Source organism: Pseudocolwellia sp. AS88 (assembly GCF_030551755.1).
Lineage (GTDB): Bacteria > Pseudomonadota > Gammaproteobacteria > Enterobacterales > Alteromonadaceae > Pseudocolwellia.
Genome location: NZ_JAUPEC010000027.1, coordinates 1 through 17,542 on the forward strand (window position 1 = coordinate 1; position 17,542 = coordinate 17,542).

General features: G+C 35.8%; 14 protein-coding genes. 11 read left to right on the forward strand and 3 right to left on the reverse strand.

Translation table 11 applies throughout. From position 1 onward, the window contains the following. The 8 genes from Q5N69_RS15670 to Q5N69_RS15705 form a co-directional block, all read left to right on the forward strand. Positions 1–1,860, forward strand: a 1,860-nt coding sequence (locus Q5N69_RS15670) for a FimV/HubP family polar landmark protein (RefSeq protein WP_304370027.1), incomplete at its 5' end; no start/stop codon positions are given. Positions 1,861–1,967: 107 nt separating this feature from the next. After that, entirely contained in the window at positions 1,968–2,618 is a 651-nt protein-coding gene (locus Q5N69_RS15675) for a LysE family translocator (RefSeq protein WP_304370028.1), read from the forward strand. Between the two features lie 38 nt (positions 2,619–2,656). After that, positions 2,657–2,983, forward strand: coding sequence for a hypothetical protein (locus tag Q5N69_RS15680; protein ID WP_304370029.1), 327 nt, complete (start codon positions 2,657–2,659; stop codon positions 2,981–2,983). 147 nt (positions 2,984–3,130) lie between these two features. Continuing rightward, positions 3,131–3,397: a hypothetical protein gene (locus tag Q5N69_RS15685; protein ID WP_304370030.1), complete on the forward strand. Its 267-nt coding sequence runs from the start codon at positions 3,131–3,133 to the stop codon at positions 3,395–3,397. Positions 3,398–3,464: 67 nt separating this feature from the next. Next, positions 3,465–3,956: a DUF3617 family protein gene (locus Q5N69_RS15690; RefSeq protein ID WP_304370031.1), complete on the forward strand. Its 492-nt coding sequence runs from the start codon at positions 3,465–3,467 to the stop codon at positions 3,954–3,956. 69 nt (positions 3,957–4,025) lie between these two features. Then, complete coding sequence (locus tag Q5N69_RS15695) at positions 4,026–4,628, forward strand: pentapeptide repeat-containing protein (protein WP_304370032.1); 603 nt, start codon at positions 4,026–4,028, stop codon at positions 4,626–4,628. Between the two features lie 375 nt (positions 4,629–5,003). Then, complete coding sequence (locus Q5N69_RS15700) at positions 5,004–7,151, forward strand: methyl-accepting chemotaxis protein (protein ID WP_304370033.1); 2,148 nt, start codon at positions 5,004–5,006, stop codon at positions 7,149–7,151. Between the two features lie 226 nt (positions 7,152–7,377). Further along, positions 7,378–7,869, forward strand: a complete 492-nt coding sequence (locus Q5N69_RS15705) for an AAA family ATPase (protein ID WP_304370034.1) — start codon at positions 7,378–7,380, stop codon at positions 7,867–7,869. A 10-nt stretch (positions 7,870–7,879) separates the two neighbouring features. Here the strand turns inward: Q5N69_RS15705 and Q5N69_RS15710 are convergent, their stop codons facing one another. Further along, the gene (locus tag Q5N69_RS15710; RefSeq protein WP_304370035.1) at positions 7,880–8,917 is read right to left on the reverse strand and encodes an oxidoreductase; all 1,038 of its coding nucleotides are present in this window, start codon (positions 8,915–8,917) and stop codon (positions 7,880–7,882) included. Positions 8,918–9,193: 276 nt separating this feature from the next. Between Q5N69_RS15710 and Q5N69_RS15715 the strand changes: the two genes are divergently transcribed. Both Q5N69_RS15715 and rimO read left to right on the forward strand, forming a co-directional pair. After that, complete coding sequence (locus tag Q5N69_RS15715; protein WP_304370036.1) at positions 9,194–9,667, forward strand: tetratricopeptide repeat protein; 474 nt, start codon at positions 9,194–9,196, stop codon at positions 9,665–9,667. 294 nt (positions 9,668–9,961) lie between these two features. Continuing rightward, positions 9,962–11,455: a 30S ribosomal protein S12 methylthiotransferase RimO gene (rimO, locus tag Q5N69_RS15720; RefSeq protein WP_304370037.1), complete on the forward strand. Its 1,494-nt coding sequence runs from the start codon at positions 9,962–9,964 to the stop codon at positions 11,453–11,455. 124 nt (positions 11,456–11,579) lie between these two features. On the opposite strand, the gene Q5N69_RS15725 is transcribed toward rimO, so the two are convergent. Beyond that, complete coding sequence (locus Q5N69_RS15725; protein ID WP_304370038.1) at positions 11,580–13,556, reverse strand: sulfotransferase; 1,977 nt, start codon at positions 13,554–13,556, stop codon at positions 11,580–11,582. A gap of 196 nt (positions 13,557–13,752) precedes the next feature. Beyond that, a complete protein-coding gene (locus Q5N69_RS15730) occupies positions 13,753–16,152 on the reverse strand; it encodes a TonB-dependent receptor (protein ID WP_304370039.1) in 2,400 nt (799 codons plus the stop codon). A gap of 604 nt (positions 16,153–16,756) precedes the next feature. Here Q5N69_RS15730 and Q5N69_RS15735 point away from each other — a divergent pair. Beyond that, a complete protein-coding gene (locus Q5N69_RS15735; protein WP_304370040.1) occupies positions 16,757–17,446 on the forward strand; it encodes a glycerophosphodiester phosphodiesterase family protein in 690 nt (229 codons plus the stop codon). Positions 17,447–17,542: the final 96 nt, after the last annotated feature.

Genomic DNA, 17,542 nt, shown 5'->3' on the forward strand with positions numbered 1-17,542 from the left:
GCCGACGAAATTGCAGAAGATTTAACAGAAGATCTAACGGATCCTGATGATATTGATGCACTTATGGCTTCGATAGATAATGCTGAACCAGAAGAGCAGCCGGAGCCTGAAACGCAAGAACCCATTGAAGACGTTGCCGAAGAAATAGACGAAGAAATTGCAGAAGATTTAACAGAAGATTTAACAGAAGATTTAACCGACCCTGATGATATCGATGCACTTATGGCTTCGATAGAGAATGCTGAACCAGAAGAGCAGCCGGAGCCTGAAGCGCAAGAACCAATTGAAGAAGTTGCTGAGGAAATAGCCGAAGAAATTGCAGAAGATTTAACAGAAGATCTAACGGATCCTGATGATATTGATGCACTTATGGCGTCTATTTCCGATTTAGAAAATGATGATATTGACTCTGAAGATACAGAAGCATCAGAAGAGTTAACAGATTCCGACGATATTGATGCATTTCTAGAAAGTTTATCTGTTGAAGAAGACGATGATATATCTTCTCGAGAACTTGATGACTTATTAAATTTAACGTCATCAGATGAAGAGATAACTCCTAATCATGAGCCAGAAGATGAAACCAGTGAGCTTGAGCCTGATAATAAAGCTTTAATCGAGAAATTTACTGAAGAAGATGTTGCACCTTATCTGAATTTCGATTTTTCTGATATCAAGGCTGCGAGCAACACCGAGAATAGTGAACAAATAACTGAGGCTATTGATAACTCGATTGAAGATTTAGATATAGATGAATTGATACAAGCTACAGAAAAACAAGATGAAGTTATTGAAGAGGCAACTGATGCGCTTGATCTTGGTGATGACTTAGATATAGATGAATTGCTCCAAGCTACAAAGCAACAAGATGAAGTTATTGAAGAGGCAACTGATGCACTTGATCTTGGTGATGACTTAGATATAGATGAATTGATTCAAGACACAAAGCAAGAAAATGAAGTCACTGAAGAGGAAACCGACGAGCTTGATCTTGGTGATGATCTAGACATAGACAAATTAATTGAAGACACAAAGCAACAAGATGAAGCCATTGATGAAGAAATAGATGCACTAGATTTAGGCGATGAACTAGATATAGACAGTTTAGTGAATGAAATAAATGCTGAACCTGAAGAAGAAGTAACAAAAACCATTGATAACTTTAATGATATTGATGCTGAAATGTTACAAGCAATGGAAACTGATTTTGATGAAGATGCATTAAGTCATTTATTAAATGAAAGTGATGATGAAACTGAAGAACCGATAGAATTATCACCTGATTTTAGTGACAGTAATGTGCTTGCAGAGTTACTAGCAGACGATGATAGTGAAAAATCAACAGCAACTGAAGCTAATGAATTAGAAGATATACAAGAACTTGATAACTTAGATTTCGATGAATTGTTGATGAATATTGAAGAAGAGTCTTCTAAAATTTCAGAAGATGATTTAGAGCTAAGTGACGATTTTGATTTAGGCGAAGACATCAATGAAGATTTAGATTTAGATATTGGTGATGACTTAATTGATGCTTCAATTAACGATATAGAAGATAACCCACCGGAAGACTTTATCTCGGTAGATTCACTACTATCAGATTCTTCAGAAGGTACTAGCGAAGAAGAGCCTTATGATAAAACTAGTATTAATGTGGGTTTAGATGAGTTTCCTGAATTTGCTAGTGAGTTAAATCATGAAGATGATGACAACGGAATGGAAGCAAAATTAGATTTAGCTAAAGTTTATATAGAAATAGATGATAAAGAAAATGCTGAAATTATACTCATGGATGTTGTTGCAAATGGCGATATTCAACAACAATTAGATGCCCAGCAATTACTTGATAATTTAATGTAAACTGAAATAATAAAAAGATATTTTGGTTGGTAAGTCATCTTGATTTTCTAGTTAACCTTAGCTCAGGTTAGCTGATCTCAATAAGAATATTATAAAGGATCATTAATATGGATATTAGTTTGTTGGGTGTGTTTTTAACGGTTGCTGTAGCGCATTTTCTTGCCTTACTTAGCCCTGGTCCTGACTTCGTACTTGTTGTAAAAAGTGCAATAAAGTACGATAGTAAAAATGTTATTGGTATTGCACTAGGAATAGCTTCAGCTAATGCGCTATATATTGCTTTATGTTTAGTTGGTGTTGGCTCTATTTTAGCAACGTCAGTAACCACAATGATTGTATTGAAGGTGATTGGCGGAGTGTTTTTAATCTATCTCGCCTTACAGGCTTTACGTGCTAGTAAAAGCTCATATAGTAATCTTGATATTCAAGAAGACACAAATCCCACTGAAACAACTTTTATAAAAGAATTCTTTATAGGTTTCCTATCAGGTGCTTTAAACCCTAAAAATTTACTTTTTTACTTAAGCTTATTTACTGTAGTACTTACTCCTGACGTTGGCTTTGCTTTCAAATTAGCGCTAGGTATTTGGATGACTTCAGTGGTGTTTTTATGGGACTTATCAATCATATTTCTTCTTTCTCGACCTAAAGTGAGAAGTAAATTTACAAAAGCTGCGTTCTATATTGATAAAGTCACAGGTGTTATTTTAGGCGTTATTGGTATTGCTATAGTGAAGTCAGCATTATCAAAGCAATAAGTTTAGTAAATATATCGTTATTTTTTCAGGTTCCAAATATGAAGTGGTTTCAAGTTTTAATATTCGCAATAACGTACTTAATTTTATTCAGTACGTTTGCAGCACAAGCTAGCGAAAAATCTAGGGATATCAGCCACCTTATTACACAAGAGAAATTTTCTACATATGCTAATGTCGCTGACTTTATTGATGACTCACCTAAAGTAACGACAATTGTTCAACCTCAAGCAAAAGATATTGCTGAATACGGTAAAGGCGTTGTTAAGTCGCTGACAGGATCTGATTGCGATAGAGATGGAAAAATGGATGATAACGCAACATGTAATCGCGTTTATTTGAAGCTCTGGCTTAAATATAAACGTTAATCAACTTCTTAATAATCCTCAAATCTTCAGAAAATAATCCCACCTAAATCTTTATAAACTGTAGAATAGTATAGGCGAAATTAATCCTTTCTTTTGTTAGCGTTTTTTTTTATTTACGTTAAACACATATCGAGTAAAGTTAAAAATATGATGAATTTTCTGGTTGTTATTACATTACTAAGTGGCTCTATCGGACTTATGTTATTTATTGTTGGAGCCGCATTCAGTGGTATTGTTGCGATAGGAAATCAGCAAAAAGTATTTGGTTGGGCTATTTTCTTATGTATGCCTCTATCTTTATTTTACTGCGCGAAACATTGGGATATAGCATCATATTCTGGAAAAATGGTTTATTCGGGCACTTTTTTACTCTGTATTACTGCTGGTATACTAAAATACGTGGGTATATTTTAAAATAAGTAAAAAGTGAGTAATAGATAAAATATACTCATCAATTAACAAAACCTAAAAGGACAAAATAATGAAGAAAATAATTATAAGCTTACTTGCTTGCTATACACCTTTCATTGTTAATGCAACGGAGATTGTAACACCAGATATAGAGCTTGGTAACTGGGTCACCACAACAGATGTTTCAGCTTTTATTGCTCAAGCTTTAGCTGGTGTCCCTGAAGCAGCTAGACCAATGCTCCGAAAGATGATGGAAGATCAAATGGAAGGTGCAAATAATGCAAATCAATGTATTACTAAAGACATTTTAGCAAACTTTGATAAACAGCTGAAAAGTGCATTTGGTGAGAATCAAGATTGCAAGTTTGCAGTAACCGAAAGTAGCAAGACTAAATTGGTAGCTTCAATGACTTGTCCTGGCTCTGTTATGAAAATAGAAACACTTTTTGTTAATGACAAGTTAAGTACTTCAAGCTTAAAAACAAATGCGCAAGGTATGCCTGAAACAACTCTTAATATGACGTCTAAATGGACATCGAGTGATTGCTCTAAAGATGTTTAATAGGTTTTTAAACTATCAAGGAGCATATTTTGCTCCTTTTTTAATTGAAGAACTATAAGTGGATAGCAAGTGAAACAGTTAATTAACACCAATAAAACCTTCGGTAATGAAATCTTCATAGGTTTAGAATGCGCTAAAGAAGTTATATCAGGTAAAGAGTTTTACGACTGTAGATTTGAGTCATGTGACTTTAATGAAGCACAATTTCTTAATTGTGAGTTTAACAACTGTACGTTTGTTGCCTGCGATCTTAATAATGTTAATGTAAAAAACTCTAAGTTCTTAGAAGTTGAATTTCTAGATTGTAAAATCATAGGTGTTAACTGGACTTTAGCTTACTGGCGCGGCATGTTGTTATCAGCACCGTTAACCTTTAAACGCTGCATGATAAATTCATCTACTTTTTATGGTTTAAGCTTAGAAAAAATTATATTTGAAGGTTGCCGTGCGCATTACGTCGACTTCAGAGAAGCCAATTTGAATGGTGCAAACTTCTCTCATAGCGACTTAAGAGAAAGCTTGTTTAATAATAGCAACCTCACCAACGCAAACTTTAAAGAAGCTGAAAACTACGATATAAATATAAAAAATAATATCATTAAAAATGCAACATTCTGCCGTTATGAAGCCATCAGGCTATTAAGTTCGTTAGATATAAATTTGATTGATTAGCATCAGACAAGTTTTTACATATCGAAGCTAAAAACTCCTCAATCTACCTTTATTTTCACTACCAACACTTTACCTAAAATGCTCTGACAGCTTGATATGTTTGCACTTAATTGGTGCGTTTAAGGAGCTAGATTATTACATCCTTGTTTGGTTATTATTCAAAATCAATAAATTGATGTAACTATATATAAAAACACTCATTTATTGTATTCATCATAAATATTAATAAGTTATTATTCCTTACTATGACTTAAATCATAGACTTATTTTTTTGTGATATTCAGCTTTAGGCATCGTTTTTGCTTTCTTAGCATTAACTTCATGAAACATAATATGAAGAGTAATACGAACTCTCATATTTTATAGGGAATCATTATGACGCTTAAAAGTCATTTAATGCAATTAACGGATAAAGAAAAACACTGGCTACCTTGGTTTGGTGCTAATGGAAAGTTTGCACTTGGTTGGTCTTGTTTTATTAATAAAAGTACATACTCTGCAGTAGAGCAAACTTTTGAAGGGATAGCGGCAACACGTGTTAAATTATTACATATGTGGGCTGAAAACCACTGGGAACATTTAAACTCACTTCATAATATTCTCAATATAAACCAACTTTCTGCTAATCAAGAATTATTAGTTCAAAAGCAACAAACAGCTCCTGATTTTTCAGAGTTATTCATTTTAGATACAAATAATACTGTCATCATCAGTACCTATCAGAAAAGAGTCGGGCAGCAACACGAGCAATTAAAAGCATTAGCACAAGTAAAGAAACAGCCTTTGCTCCATGGTCCTTATGTTGATCCAATAACATTATCAATTGGCCCATCAAGCTCGAAGTTTCATGACGAAGTAACCTTAATGTTTTATTTTCCTATTATCGATGAAGGGCAGGTTATTGGGATTATTGGGGGGCGAGTACCTAATGATGTTTTAGGAGACCTTATTCAACGTGAAGCAGGACATATTTACTCGGAGTCAGGCGACAACTATTTATTCATGGTTGATTCGGTCTTTGATAAAAGCATAAAACAAGGTACAGCGCTGTCGCGCTCACGTTTTGAAGATAATACTTTTAGTCACGGTGAAAATTTAAAATCAGGTATTAATACAGGATTTGGTACAGTAAAAATAAAGCGTCATACAGAATTGGAAATCCGGTTTACTGATCCCGCAACAAACGAGCTTCATCCGGGAATAAGAGAAACAATTAAAAAGGGACAAAATTTATTTGTTACATACCCAGGCTATTCTGACTACAGACATATTCCAGTTATAGGTAAAGGGTTAACTTTCAAACTTCGAGGTTCACCTGACAAGTGGGGCATGATGTGCGAAGGAGATCTAGAAGAAGTCTATAGAAGGCGCTCAATAAACTTAGGTTTAATGAAACTTTATTTACTTATGGTTACCGGTATTGTTGGTATACATGGAGGTTTAACTGCTTATACAGACTTATCTACTTTATCCGTAAATGGGATTACAGGGTTAGCAACATTAATCAGTTGTTTTATCTTTTCTAAATGTGGAACTAATAAAGTATCTAATCGTCTTCAGGGAATGACAGAAGTCTTAAGAACGATTGCTGAAGGTGAAGGGAATTTAACTCAGCGTCTTGATCCTGCAAAAATAAAACATGACGAAACAGGTGATATGAGCCGTTGGATCAACAGTTTTATTGATAATTTAGATGGTATTGTCGGCCAAGTTATTCATGCTTCACATAATGTGAAAGGAACAAATGAACAAATGCTTGAGAGAAATGAAGAAGCCCACAACAGCTCTCATCAAGTGCATGAATCTATGTTACATATGCAAAGCTTAATTGAGCGTCAACGTGAAGTTATTCTACAAGCATCTCATACTGCTGAAGAAATGAAATCGAGTATGGCAAATGTTGTAGAGAAAGCAAAAACAGACTTTGAAGCTGCTCGTTCAGGTACACATGCCATTCGCGATATTGTTGAAACAACAGCAAACTCAGTGCAATCCATTGATGCTCGTATGAGTGAAATTGGCAATATTATTAATGTGATCACAGGCATAACTAATCAAACAAATCTATTAGCACTTAATGCGGCAATTGAAGCAGCAAGAGCAGGTGAACATGGCAGAGGTTTTTCGGTGGTTGCTGACGAAGTAAGAGGTTTAGCCGGCAGAACGGCAGAAGCTGCACAAGATATAAAATCCATGATCCAAGGTTTACAACAAGAAACTCAAATAGCAGTAAGTTTTATGGAGTCGGGCGTTGAAGATGTAGACCAAAGTTTAAAACTTACTGAGGCTGCATCAGGCGAAAACCATGAACTACTTTCTATTGTAGAAAACATGTTTGAAACTATTAATATCATCGAACAAAATAGTGCTCGAAATGGCGAAACCGCAAGATCCGTTACAGAAGTTACCTTACAAATGGAAAAATCTATACTAGAGTTAGCCGCTAGCTCTAACATGGTTGATATTACTGCCAATAAATTGCAGCAATTAGTTGGCACTTTTAAAGTGAGTGCTACTAGATAAAAAATATAAAATATAAAATATGATGATGTAATTCATTTGTAAACGGTTAATCATTTTAGCCAGAGTAGTTGATAAACTGCTCTGGCTATCTGTTATTTCATTAAAGTGCTTTTGATATTTTATACGCACGGTAAAACCTATTACTTAAATTCAAGATTTAACTGAACATGTGCTTACTGCTTTATTAATGATATAAAAAATTATAAACGACTCTTAGGAATTTATTTTGAAGAAAACCTTAATATTCGGCAATTCAGGTTCAGGAAAATCAACCTTAGCTAAAACGTTGAGTGAACAGAATAATGTTGCTCATTTAGATTTAGACACAATTGCTTGGCAACCCTTTACAGCAGAGCAAACAATTCCGACACGCATGCCTTTAACCGAGTCAGAAAGTTTAATAAAAAGCTTTTTAGCACAACATAATAGTTGGGTTATTGAAGGCTGTTATTCTGATTTATTAGAACTAATATTAGATGAAGCACAAGAAGTGATATTTCTTAATTTGTCTGTAGATGAGTGCATTGTTAATGCTAGGAATAGAGCATGGGAGCCACATAAATATGAATCTGAAGAGGCTCAAAACGCTAATGTAGATATGCTAATCAATTGGATATCAGAATACCCAAATAGAGACGACCACTTTTCTCAAAAATCACATCTCGCACTATTTAATCGCTTTAGTGGTAAAAAAGAAATGCGCACCTCAAATCAGTAAACTTATCTGGCTAACTGATTGATAGGGTTTTACCTTTTTCACTACTTTCAATTGCTAACTCGATCAGTTTAATGCCTTGTAAGGCTTCTAATGCGGTAACAGAGGGTTGCTTGTTGTTATTGATAGCATCAGCCACACCAAGAAAGAAATGCTGATATCCACCACGTTCAGTTTTAATTACTTGGCTCGTTTGAACATCATAAAAGTGACCATAGCTTTCAACGTCTTCATCTGCCCATTCGGCTGACGTAGGAGTTATCCCCGCTTTTAATCGATCTTCTTGAGGATCTAACCCCATCTTTTCGTAACATCCTAGATCACCTTGTACTTTAAACCGTGTATTCGGACCCGCACAAAACAGACTTGCTTGTAATACGGCGATTTTATCGGGGTAATGCAGCGTGATATTGAACAAATCAACATTATTAGAGCCTTCTCGTAATATACGACAATGAGCTGTTATCGCTGATGGCATACCAAATAATTGTAATGTTTGGTCGATTAAATGAGGCCCAAGATCAAATAAAATACCACCACCTTCTGTCGCTGTTTCTCTCCAACGCTGGCGTATTTCAGGTCTAAATCGGTCAAAATGGGTTTCGAAGTACTTAACATTACCAAGGGTATTTTCGTTGATGAGTTTTTTTACTGTTAGAAAGTCACCATCCCAACGTCTGTTCTGGTAAACACTCAATACTAAGTTTTTCTGTTCAGCTAAAGCGATTAACGCTTCACCTTGTGCGCTTGATGTGACGAAAGGCTTCTCTAAAATCACGTGTTTATTATTTTCTAATGCCAATTTAGCTAAGGAGAAATGCACATCGTTAGGTGCGGTAATAATCACTAAATCAATATCACTGTCTTCTATCATATCTATAGCAGTTTCATAAAGCTGCGCTTGTGGAAAGTCTTTTTCTACAACCTCTGTCTGGCTACTGCTAATCGTACACAAATCGAACTCAGCTAAAGTATTTATAAACGGAATATGAAATGTTTTGGCCGAAAATCCATAGCCGACAACGCCTGTTTTTATTGGAGGAGTATTCATATTTTCAGCTTCCGTGTTAGTAAGAGTGATTTTAGAGAGATAAAATGGCATATCCGTAAGGGATACATTTAGTTAAATGATAACGCGCGACCACTTACAATACCAAGAGGAAATCAAATAACTGGTTTATGAGAAAGAAAAGGTTTTCTCTCATTTTTATCGCTAGATTAGGCTTAATCAACTAAGTTTATGGTTAGTTGGTGTAAATCCTTTATAATCACCGCAATTCTCGTTGAACATTACTTCTTCGATAGCAACATATAAAAGGCCATAAACATGATGAATACCAAAATATACAAAAGAGTACTACTAATTACTGATCTCCTAATGGCTGCAGCTCAGGATGAAAATCAAAAAGAATTTGATAAATACTACGCTGAACTTAAAGAATTGTGTGAAGAAAACGAAAGTACCGATAAAAACCATCCTGTCCAGTGGGAAACGTTAGGCGATTTCACTGAAGACTTAGCCGAAGCGGTAACTATTTATGAAAAAGCTTTAGCCAAAGCAGAAGAAATTAACTCTAAAGACTTCCGTTCATCAATCGGCTTTTCAATTGCTAGCTTAAAAGTTGAATTAGGTGACAAAGAGGGCGCTATTGAGCATTTAGAAAAAGCTAAAATTAGCTGTAATAAAATTGTCGATAAACAACTAAAAGCTGAAATACATGATCTTTTAGTAGAGTTAAAAGGCCCAGAAGAACCTAAAGAGCCAAAAGAACCAGAAGCGCCACATCCTATTTATGGTTAATGCTGAAGTTTCGTTTTAATAAACACGATAATAAGTAATTTACTATCGTGTTGTTATCCCAATCAATAATATTATTAAGACGCTTTCATATCGAAAGTTTGTTGAGATTTACCCACAAAAAATCATTACTATTTAAGAGATGCTTATTTCTTTAATTACCACCTAAGACAACATTCCTGTATAATCCCGCGCATTAAACAACAGCCTATTTTTAATCTTAACTTGAGCTGTTAACACCTATTTATAATGCTTTAACCTATAGGTTCAAAGCCAGTTAAAGCAACAGAGCGCAATATGACCGTAGAACAATTCGACCCGCAAGCACCAAAGAAAAGTAGTAACTCGGCTGAAAGCCAAACGACTACGTTAAACATTCCATCTAAAATGATTGAAGAGCAAGCTAATGCTCAACAGCACCTTCAACCGGAAAACCAGCAACCAGAAAACCAGCAGCCAGCTAAAGCAGCTAAAATTGGTTTTGTTAGTTTAGGCTGCCCTAAGAACTTAGTAGATAGCGAACGTATTCTTACTCAACTTCGCACTGAGGGTTACGATGTTGTTAACTCTTACGATGATGCTGAAATGGTGATTGTAAATACCTGTGGTTTTATTGATTCAGCAGTTCAAGAGTCGTTAGATACGATTGGTGAAGCTCTTGCTGCGAATGGTAAAGTATTAGTTACCGGTTGTTTAGGTGTTAAGAAAGACGAGATTATTGAATTACACCCTAATGTATTAGGTGTTACTGGCCCACATGCTTACGATGAAGTATTAACGCAAGTTCATCAACATGTGGCTAAGCCTGTTCATAATCCTTTTATTGATTTAGTACCGCCTCAAGGTGTTAAGTTAACCCCTAAACATTATGCGTATTTAAAAATATCTGAAGGCTGTAACCATCGTTGTACCTTCTGTATTATCCCGTCAATGCGTGGTGATTTAGACTCACGTCCAGTGGGTGATGTATTAGGTGAAGCTAAACGCTTAGTTGATGCTGGTGTTAAAGAGTTATTGGTTATTTCGCAAGATACGTCGGCTTATGGTGTTGATGTTAAACATAAACTTGATTTTTACGAAGGCATGCCCGTTAAAACTCACATGCAACAGTTGTGTGAAGAGTTAGCTAAGCAGGGCGTTTGGATCCGTTTACATTACGTTTATCCGTATCCGCATGTTGATCACATTATTCCATTGATGGCTGAAGGTAAAATACTGCCTTACTTAGACATTCCATTCCAACATGCTAACAAACGTATTCTTAAGTTAATGAAACGTCCTGGCAGTTCAGATCGTGTATTAGAGCGTATTAAGAAATGGCGTGAGATTTGTCCTGAGTTAGTTATTCGTTCAACCTTTATCGTAGGTTTCCCTGGTGAAACGGAAGAAGAGTTTGAAGAGTTGTTAGACTTTTTAGAAGAAGCTCAACTTGACCGTGTTGGTTGTTTCAAATACTCGCCAGTTGAAGGTGCTACAGCGAATGCTTTACCTGATCATGTATCAGAAGAAGTTATGGAAGATCGCTTACAGCGTTTCATGGAAGTACAAGCAAGAATAAGCTCAGCAAAATTACAAGCGCGTATTGGTCAAGAGTATCTTATTCTTGTTGATGAAGTTGATAGCCTTGGTATTGTGGGGCGTTCATACATGGATGCACCAGAAATAGACGGGAAAGTATTTTTGTCTGATGATTATGATGCAGAACCTGGCGACCTTATTTGGGTACAAATTATTCATGCGGATGAACATGATGTTTGGGGTGTTCGTGTTGACGACGAAGCTGAAGATTAATTGTTCATCATGAATATAAAAATAAAAAACCAACTTCATATAAGTTGGTTTTTTTGTTTAAACACTTCGAACAATGCATACTTTTTAACTATTGCACTCAATTTATAACTTTATAATTGAGTGTTTATTCAGGCTGATTAAGTACTCTTTTCAACGGTCCAAGATGCGCTTCATAATTACGCCATTGTTCTAAACCACTTTGATAAATAGGTTGTCTAACTTGCTCTGAACTTGGTGTACGTACGGCACGTTTGTTAGTATGAAAATCGATACAAGCTTGCTCAAAAGGCAGGCCACAATAATCGAGTATACGACGTACTTGAGTTTCTAAATCGGCTACAACATCTTCATATTGAACACGTAATATTTTTCCAGGTAACTCTTTGTCCCAATGATCCATGATATCAACATAATTTCGGTAATAATGTCCAATATCCTCTAGATCATAAGAAAACTGTTGTCCTTCACCAAAGAGTTGTTTGAAACCACTAAAACAACACGACATTGGATGGCGTCTAGCATCGATAATTTTTGCGTTAGGTAAAATTAAATGTATGAGGGCGATATGTCTGAAGTTGTTTGGCATTTTATCGATAAAAAACATCCCACCTTGGCGATGATGTTGAGTTTCTTTAATATAAAGTTCACCCATTTTTTTGATGTCTTCAGCTGATACTTTCTTAAGAATACCCGGATATTGTGGTGTTTCTTGTTTTAATTTACGACCACCTAAACGATGAGCTAAACCAATAATATTAGCTAACTCCATAGTTCCATCTACTTGCGAATGTGATGATAGAATTTGCTCTAATAGTGTTGAGCCTGCACGTGGTAATCCAACAATAAAGATAGGATCTGGCGCTTGGCAACCAGCCTCTTTATTACGCTCAAAAAACTCAGCATCGAAGTCGCTTTTCTGAATATCAAATGAAGTATCAAGGCTTTTACTATCAAATTTGTCTTGCTCACTTTTCAGTTTGTTACCGCGATGATAAAAGGTGAAAGCTTCGTCGAATTCTTTTCTGTCTTCTAAGTCTTTACCTATAGCGAAACAGAAGTGAACTCTATCATTTACTGAAATTGCAGAACTCGCCTCTTGCTCTCGCATTTGCTGGCGTTCTTCTTCGGTGAATCGATACGTTTTTAGGTTGGCTAAACTCCAAAAGGCATCGCCAAAGTCAGGTTTGATGTTATAAGCATTTCGATAAGCTGTTATGGCATCTTCAACTCTACCCATAGTTTTAAGGGCATGACCCAATGTAAGATGAATTGAATGATTGCTTGGGTTACTTTCTAAAACTGTTTCAAATGTATCTATAGCTGCCGCAAAATCGCCTGTTGCTTGTTGAGCATTACCTAATGCGATCTTGAAATTTGCATTGTTAGGATCTGCAGCTAAAAGAATGTTAGCTTGTTCTAATGCTTTATTAAATTTCTGACGTTTATGTAAAACGTTAACGTAATCTAAACGAGCTCTTTGATATTTTGGTTCAAACTCAAGACAACTCGCTAATAAGAACTCTGCATCGTCCAGTACTTGGAACTTTGAACCTAGTTCAGCTAATAAGCGCATTGCTTCAGGGTGGTGTGGATTTTCTTTTAAAAAATGACGACAAAGCCATTCTGCTTTATGCAGGTGTTTTTGATAAATTAAGCTAGAAACAGAAACTAATTCAGGTGGTAAGCTCGATAGCCAATCAAGATGCCTTTTTGCGTCAAGTTTTTTTGCATAGCTTGGCTCATTAGCCAATACTCGCCAACTTCCAAACAAGGCTGGATTAAGCGTTACTGCTTTATCAAATACTTCAATGGCTTTTGATGTTTCACCTAAGGTTTTATAAATATAACCAAGTTCTTGATACGCTCTTGCGTGATCGGGAACTTGCATCAAAACTTGATTCAAGCTGCCCATAGATTCGTTATATTTTTGTTGTTTACGTTGACACACAGCAAGACAATAAATACCTTCAATATGTCCTGGATGTTCAGCAAGCATATTATTAAGATCTTCAGCCGCTTGATTTAGGTGACCCTTTTGGATCAACTGCTGACATTGTTTAATTATTTTTTCAGGTTGGGGAGTCTTTAATTGTTCAGGCAAAATAATGTCCAGTGAATATCAAGTGTATTAAATATGGTGTATTGAATGTTTTATATAAGCAAAAATTAAAAAGGTTGACGATTTTACTCGCCAACCTTTATATACCTATTCCACTTCAAGATGCAAATCTCAGTACGTTTGAATTAAATCTTACATCTTGAAATGGTAGAGCTATACATTAACATAATGTTAAATGTTAATAATCGTAACTTACTCTAAAGCCAATAGTACGTGGTCTAGTTGGAGATACTCTGAACACGTTATCTGCAGAACCAGCCGCTACTTGACCTAACGAGTCTGTCGCATTGTCGATGAAGAACGTTGCTCTCCAGTCGTCTTTGCTAATACTCGCTGATAAGTTAACTTGGTTATAAGATGGTAATTCAACACGGTCATCAGCAACTAGGCTGTTGAAGCGTGAATCTGTCCATTTGAAAACACCCTGATAAACAATAGAAAAATCACCGGCTTCTTGGTAGATACGAGCACCAAGTACACCTTCAGTTTCAGGAGCATAAGGAAGATTTGAACCTACTGGAGCAATACCTACTAGAAGATTATCTGGAATATCAGTTAATTCAGAATCGATATAACTAAATGAACCAAATACATCTAAATAATCGTTAGCAGTCCAGTTTAAATCGAATTCAAGACCGTTAATTTTAGATGTTCCAACATTATCAAAGAATGAGTTGTTAGCAATATCTAGATCAAGAACACTTTGCTGCATATCACTAAAATCAACGTTATATATAGCACCGTTAAAACGTAAAGTGTTATCTAACCATGTTGTTTTCCAACCTAATTCAACGCTTGTTACATCATCTGTATCAAAAGACGCTGGGATACCATTAACATTAGCAGAACGGTTAAACCCACCACTTCTGAAACCTTCAGAGTATGTAAGGTAGAACATAGCGTCGTCGTTCATTTTCCAACGAACATTACCTTTATAGATTGTGCCCGAAAGGGTTGTTGGTGTTAAACCAGCAAGGTTTTCATCAACATTCGTTCCTGCATCAGCTTCTGGTCCTGCTGCTCTTTGACCAAAAGGTGATTGACCTTTAAGTCCGATATCAATTTCATAATGACGAGCGCCAAAGGTTAATGTAACTGCTTCAGTAACATCATAAGCAATTTCACCAAATACAGATATTTCTTCACGATCTGATTGGTAATCATTGAAATAAGTTACACCTGCTGGGCGTGCACTACCATCTGTGTTGGTAAATGCGCCAGGAATAGGGAAGTTTGGTGAAAAACCAGCTTGAACAGAACCTGCATAGTTAAAATCAGTTAAGCTGTTAAGTTGTTGGTCATCATAAAACACACCACCAATAGCACGGAAACGTTCATCAGCATTCGTTGAAACACGGATTTCATGAACTGAACGTTCTGTTTCAAATTGCTCTGATGTAGTCATTACCGGACTAAAACATTCATCGTAGCCAGGGTAAGTACATATGTAGTAAGGAACAAAAGGTCCTACTTCTATGTAAGCCGTGTAATCGGTGTTACCTTGATAAGTTCTGTCAGTAAATGAACCATTGTAGATAACCTCAAGATCACCAAGCATACCGTTCACAGTCCACTGTGTAAGGTTTACTTCATCATTACCTTCTACAGGTGAAAAGGTAGTAACGTTTAAGTCATCATCATCACTGATTGATGGGTCGTATTCAAAAGAACCTTCAGTATCAAGCTGTTGACTTGTATGTTGTACTAATAAATCCCACTCATCGTTAATTTGCCATAATGCACTCGCTCTCATACCACGGTAAGTTGCTTCGTTGTAATCGTCTTTTGCGTATGTTGCATTAGTTACTTCTAAACGAGATGAAGGAATTGTTCCACCTAAACCCGGATTTGTAAGTGGTAACTGAGTTGTAGCAAGTTCGTTATCAATAAAACCGCCATCAGTTGAGCTGTAACCAGCAAGTCTGATTGCAAAAACATCTTCAACTAGAGGGATGTTAACAAAACCTTCAGATTGATTGCTGATAGCACCGCTTTTAGTTGTTGATATACCGAATTCACCACCGGCTCTAAAATCAACTAAGTCTGGTTTGTTAGAAATCAGACGTACTGTACCTGCCTGAGAACTAGCACCAAATAATGTACCTTGAGGGCCTTTTAGTACTTCTACACGTTGTAAATCTACAGCATATAAATCAATATTACGGCCAGGCGTTGTGATAGGCGCTTCATCAAGGTAAAAAGCTACACTTGGCTCGCCACCAATACCAGCAAGTCTTACGTCTGAACGACCAGCAGAAACACCACGAATATAAGTTTCTTGTTTACCTGGGCCTTGACCTTCCGAACTAACACCCGGAAGTAATGCAACGTAATCTTCAAAGCTATCAATACCAAGTTGTTGAAGTTTTTGGCCACTCATTGCTTGAACAGCAAGAGGTACTTCTTGTTGGTTTTCAGCACGACGAGTTGACGTAACGATGATTTTTTCGAGTTGGCGTTCGCTGTCAGCTGCTTTTTCTTCTAAGTTATTTTCTTGAGCTTGAACTGCGCCATTACTCAATGCAAGTGCTACTGCTACAGTTAATACTGTTTTAGTAGGTCTTTTGATTTGAGACATACTTTTCCTTTATGTTTATTATTTAGATTAAGAAAGTTTTATTGTTCCTAATTGTATTAAATGCATATTGCAGATTTAAGACTGTTTAAACCTAACAGCAACAAACAACGGTTCTTTACAACCAAGGTTCGCTTTAAAGCCAACTGCTAAATACTTGCTCTTAAAACTTTGCATTAATTATTCTGTAACAACATGCTCCTATATTTAAAATAGACAGAGCATAGGTAGAAAAACGTAGTTACTTAACCTGTTTTTTACGATCTCAAAGGAACCATTTGAATGATCGTTTGCGGGGATTATAACAAATGAAGCAATTAAGGGGGCAGTTTCAAGCTGTTTTTTTGGGGAAAATTATTTGTTCTCTAACTTTATGCTAAAACCCATAAATATATTGCTTTGGTTATTAAGTGATTGTGAAACTATCGTTTTTGTTGCTATATTGCTGAAATAATGCCGATTTTAGTACGATACAGAGCTAAAAGTTGCTAATATATACGGCAATATTAATAGGCTTAATGTTAAACTAAGCTCGAAATTAAAAGCTTTTATTTGTTTTATAGTTCGTATTGAAAGTAATTTATTTAAGAATAAAGAGAAATGAATTTTGGATAAAAACGTTTTAAAAATAGGCCATCGTGGTGCCATGGGGCATGAGCCTGAAAATACCATTAGGTCTTTCAAAAAAGCATTAGAGTTAAATGTTGATGCGATAGAGTTAGATGTGTATGTGTGCAAAACAGGCGAAGTTATTGTTATGCACGATGACAAAGTTGATAGAACGACAAATGGTAAAGGCTACACTGAAGAGAAAACCTTTGCAGAGTTACGAGAGCTAGATGCTGGTAAAGGTGAACTTGTTCCGACACTTGAAGAAGTTTTAGATGTAATTGATAAAAAGGTTATCGTGAATGTTGAATTAAAAGGTAAGAACACAGCACTAGCGACTAGCCAAGTTATTCAAAAGTATATAAAGACAAAAGGCTGGGCTGAGAGTGATTTCATGGTTTCTTCATTTGATCATCGCGAGTTAAATAAGTTTAAAGAGCTTTATCCTGAAATATCGATTGGGGCATTAATTGAAGGTGTTCCTCTTTCTTACAGCGAATGTGCCATTCAACTTCAGGCTGATTCGGCTAATTTGAGTTTAGATTTTATTAATCAAGATTTTGTCAACGATGCTCATGATAAAGGCTTGAAGGTATATGTTTGGACAGTGAATGAATATGATGACATTGCAAAAGTGAAAGCTTTAGGTGTTGATGGTATTTTTAGTAACTTTCCTGAGCGCCTTTAAGTAAATATAAAAATAAGAATTTAATTGCATTGAGCTATGAGTAACTTTGTTAAATAGGTATTTGTTATCTGAATACTTAAATATCATAACGAATAT

Excerpts from the sequence above, each read along its gene's own strand:
- Q5N69_RS15685 (WP_304370030.1), top strand. The coding sequence starts at position 3,131 with ATGATGAATTTTCTGGTTGTTATTACATTACTAAGTGGCTCTATCGGA.
- Q5N69_RS15715 (WP_304370036.1), top strand. The coding sequence starts at position 9,194 with ATGATGAATACCAAAATATACAAAAGAGTACTACTAATTACTGATCTC.
- Q5N69_RS15675 (WP_304370028.1), top strand. The coding sequence starts at position 1,968 with ATGGATATTAGTTTGTTGGGTGTGTTTTTAACGGTTGCTGTAGCGCAT.
- Q5N69_RS15710 (WP_304370035.1), bottom strand. The coding sequence starts at position 8,917 with ATGAATACTCCTCCAATAAAAACAGGCGTTGTCGGCTATGGATTTTCG.
- Q5N69_RS15680 (WP_304370029.1), top strand. The coding sequence starts at position 2,657 with ATGAAGTGGTTTCAAGTTTTAATATTCGCAATAACGTACTTAATTTTA.
- Q5N69_RS15690 (WP_304370031.1), top strand. The coding sequence starts at position 3,465 with ATGAAGAAAATAATTATAAGCTTACTTGCTTGCTATACACCTTTCATT.
- rimO (WP_304370037.1), top strand. The coding sequence starts at position 9,962 with ATGACCGTAGAACAATTCGACCCGCAAGCACCAAAGAAAAGTAGTAAC.
- Q5N69_RS15700 (WP_304370033.1), top strand. The coding sequence starts at position 5,004 with ATGACGCTTAAAAGTCATTTAATGCAATTAACGGATAAAGAAAAACAC.
- Q5N69_RS15730 (WP_304370039.1), bottom strand. The coding sequence starts at position 16,152 with ATGTCTCAAATCAAAAGACCTACTAAAACAGTATTAACTGTAGCAGTA.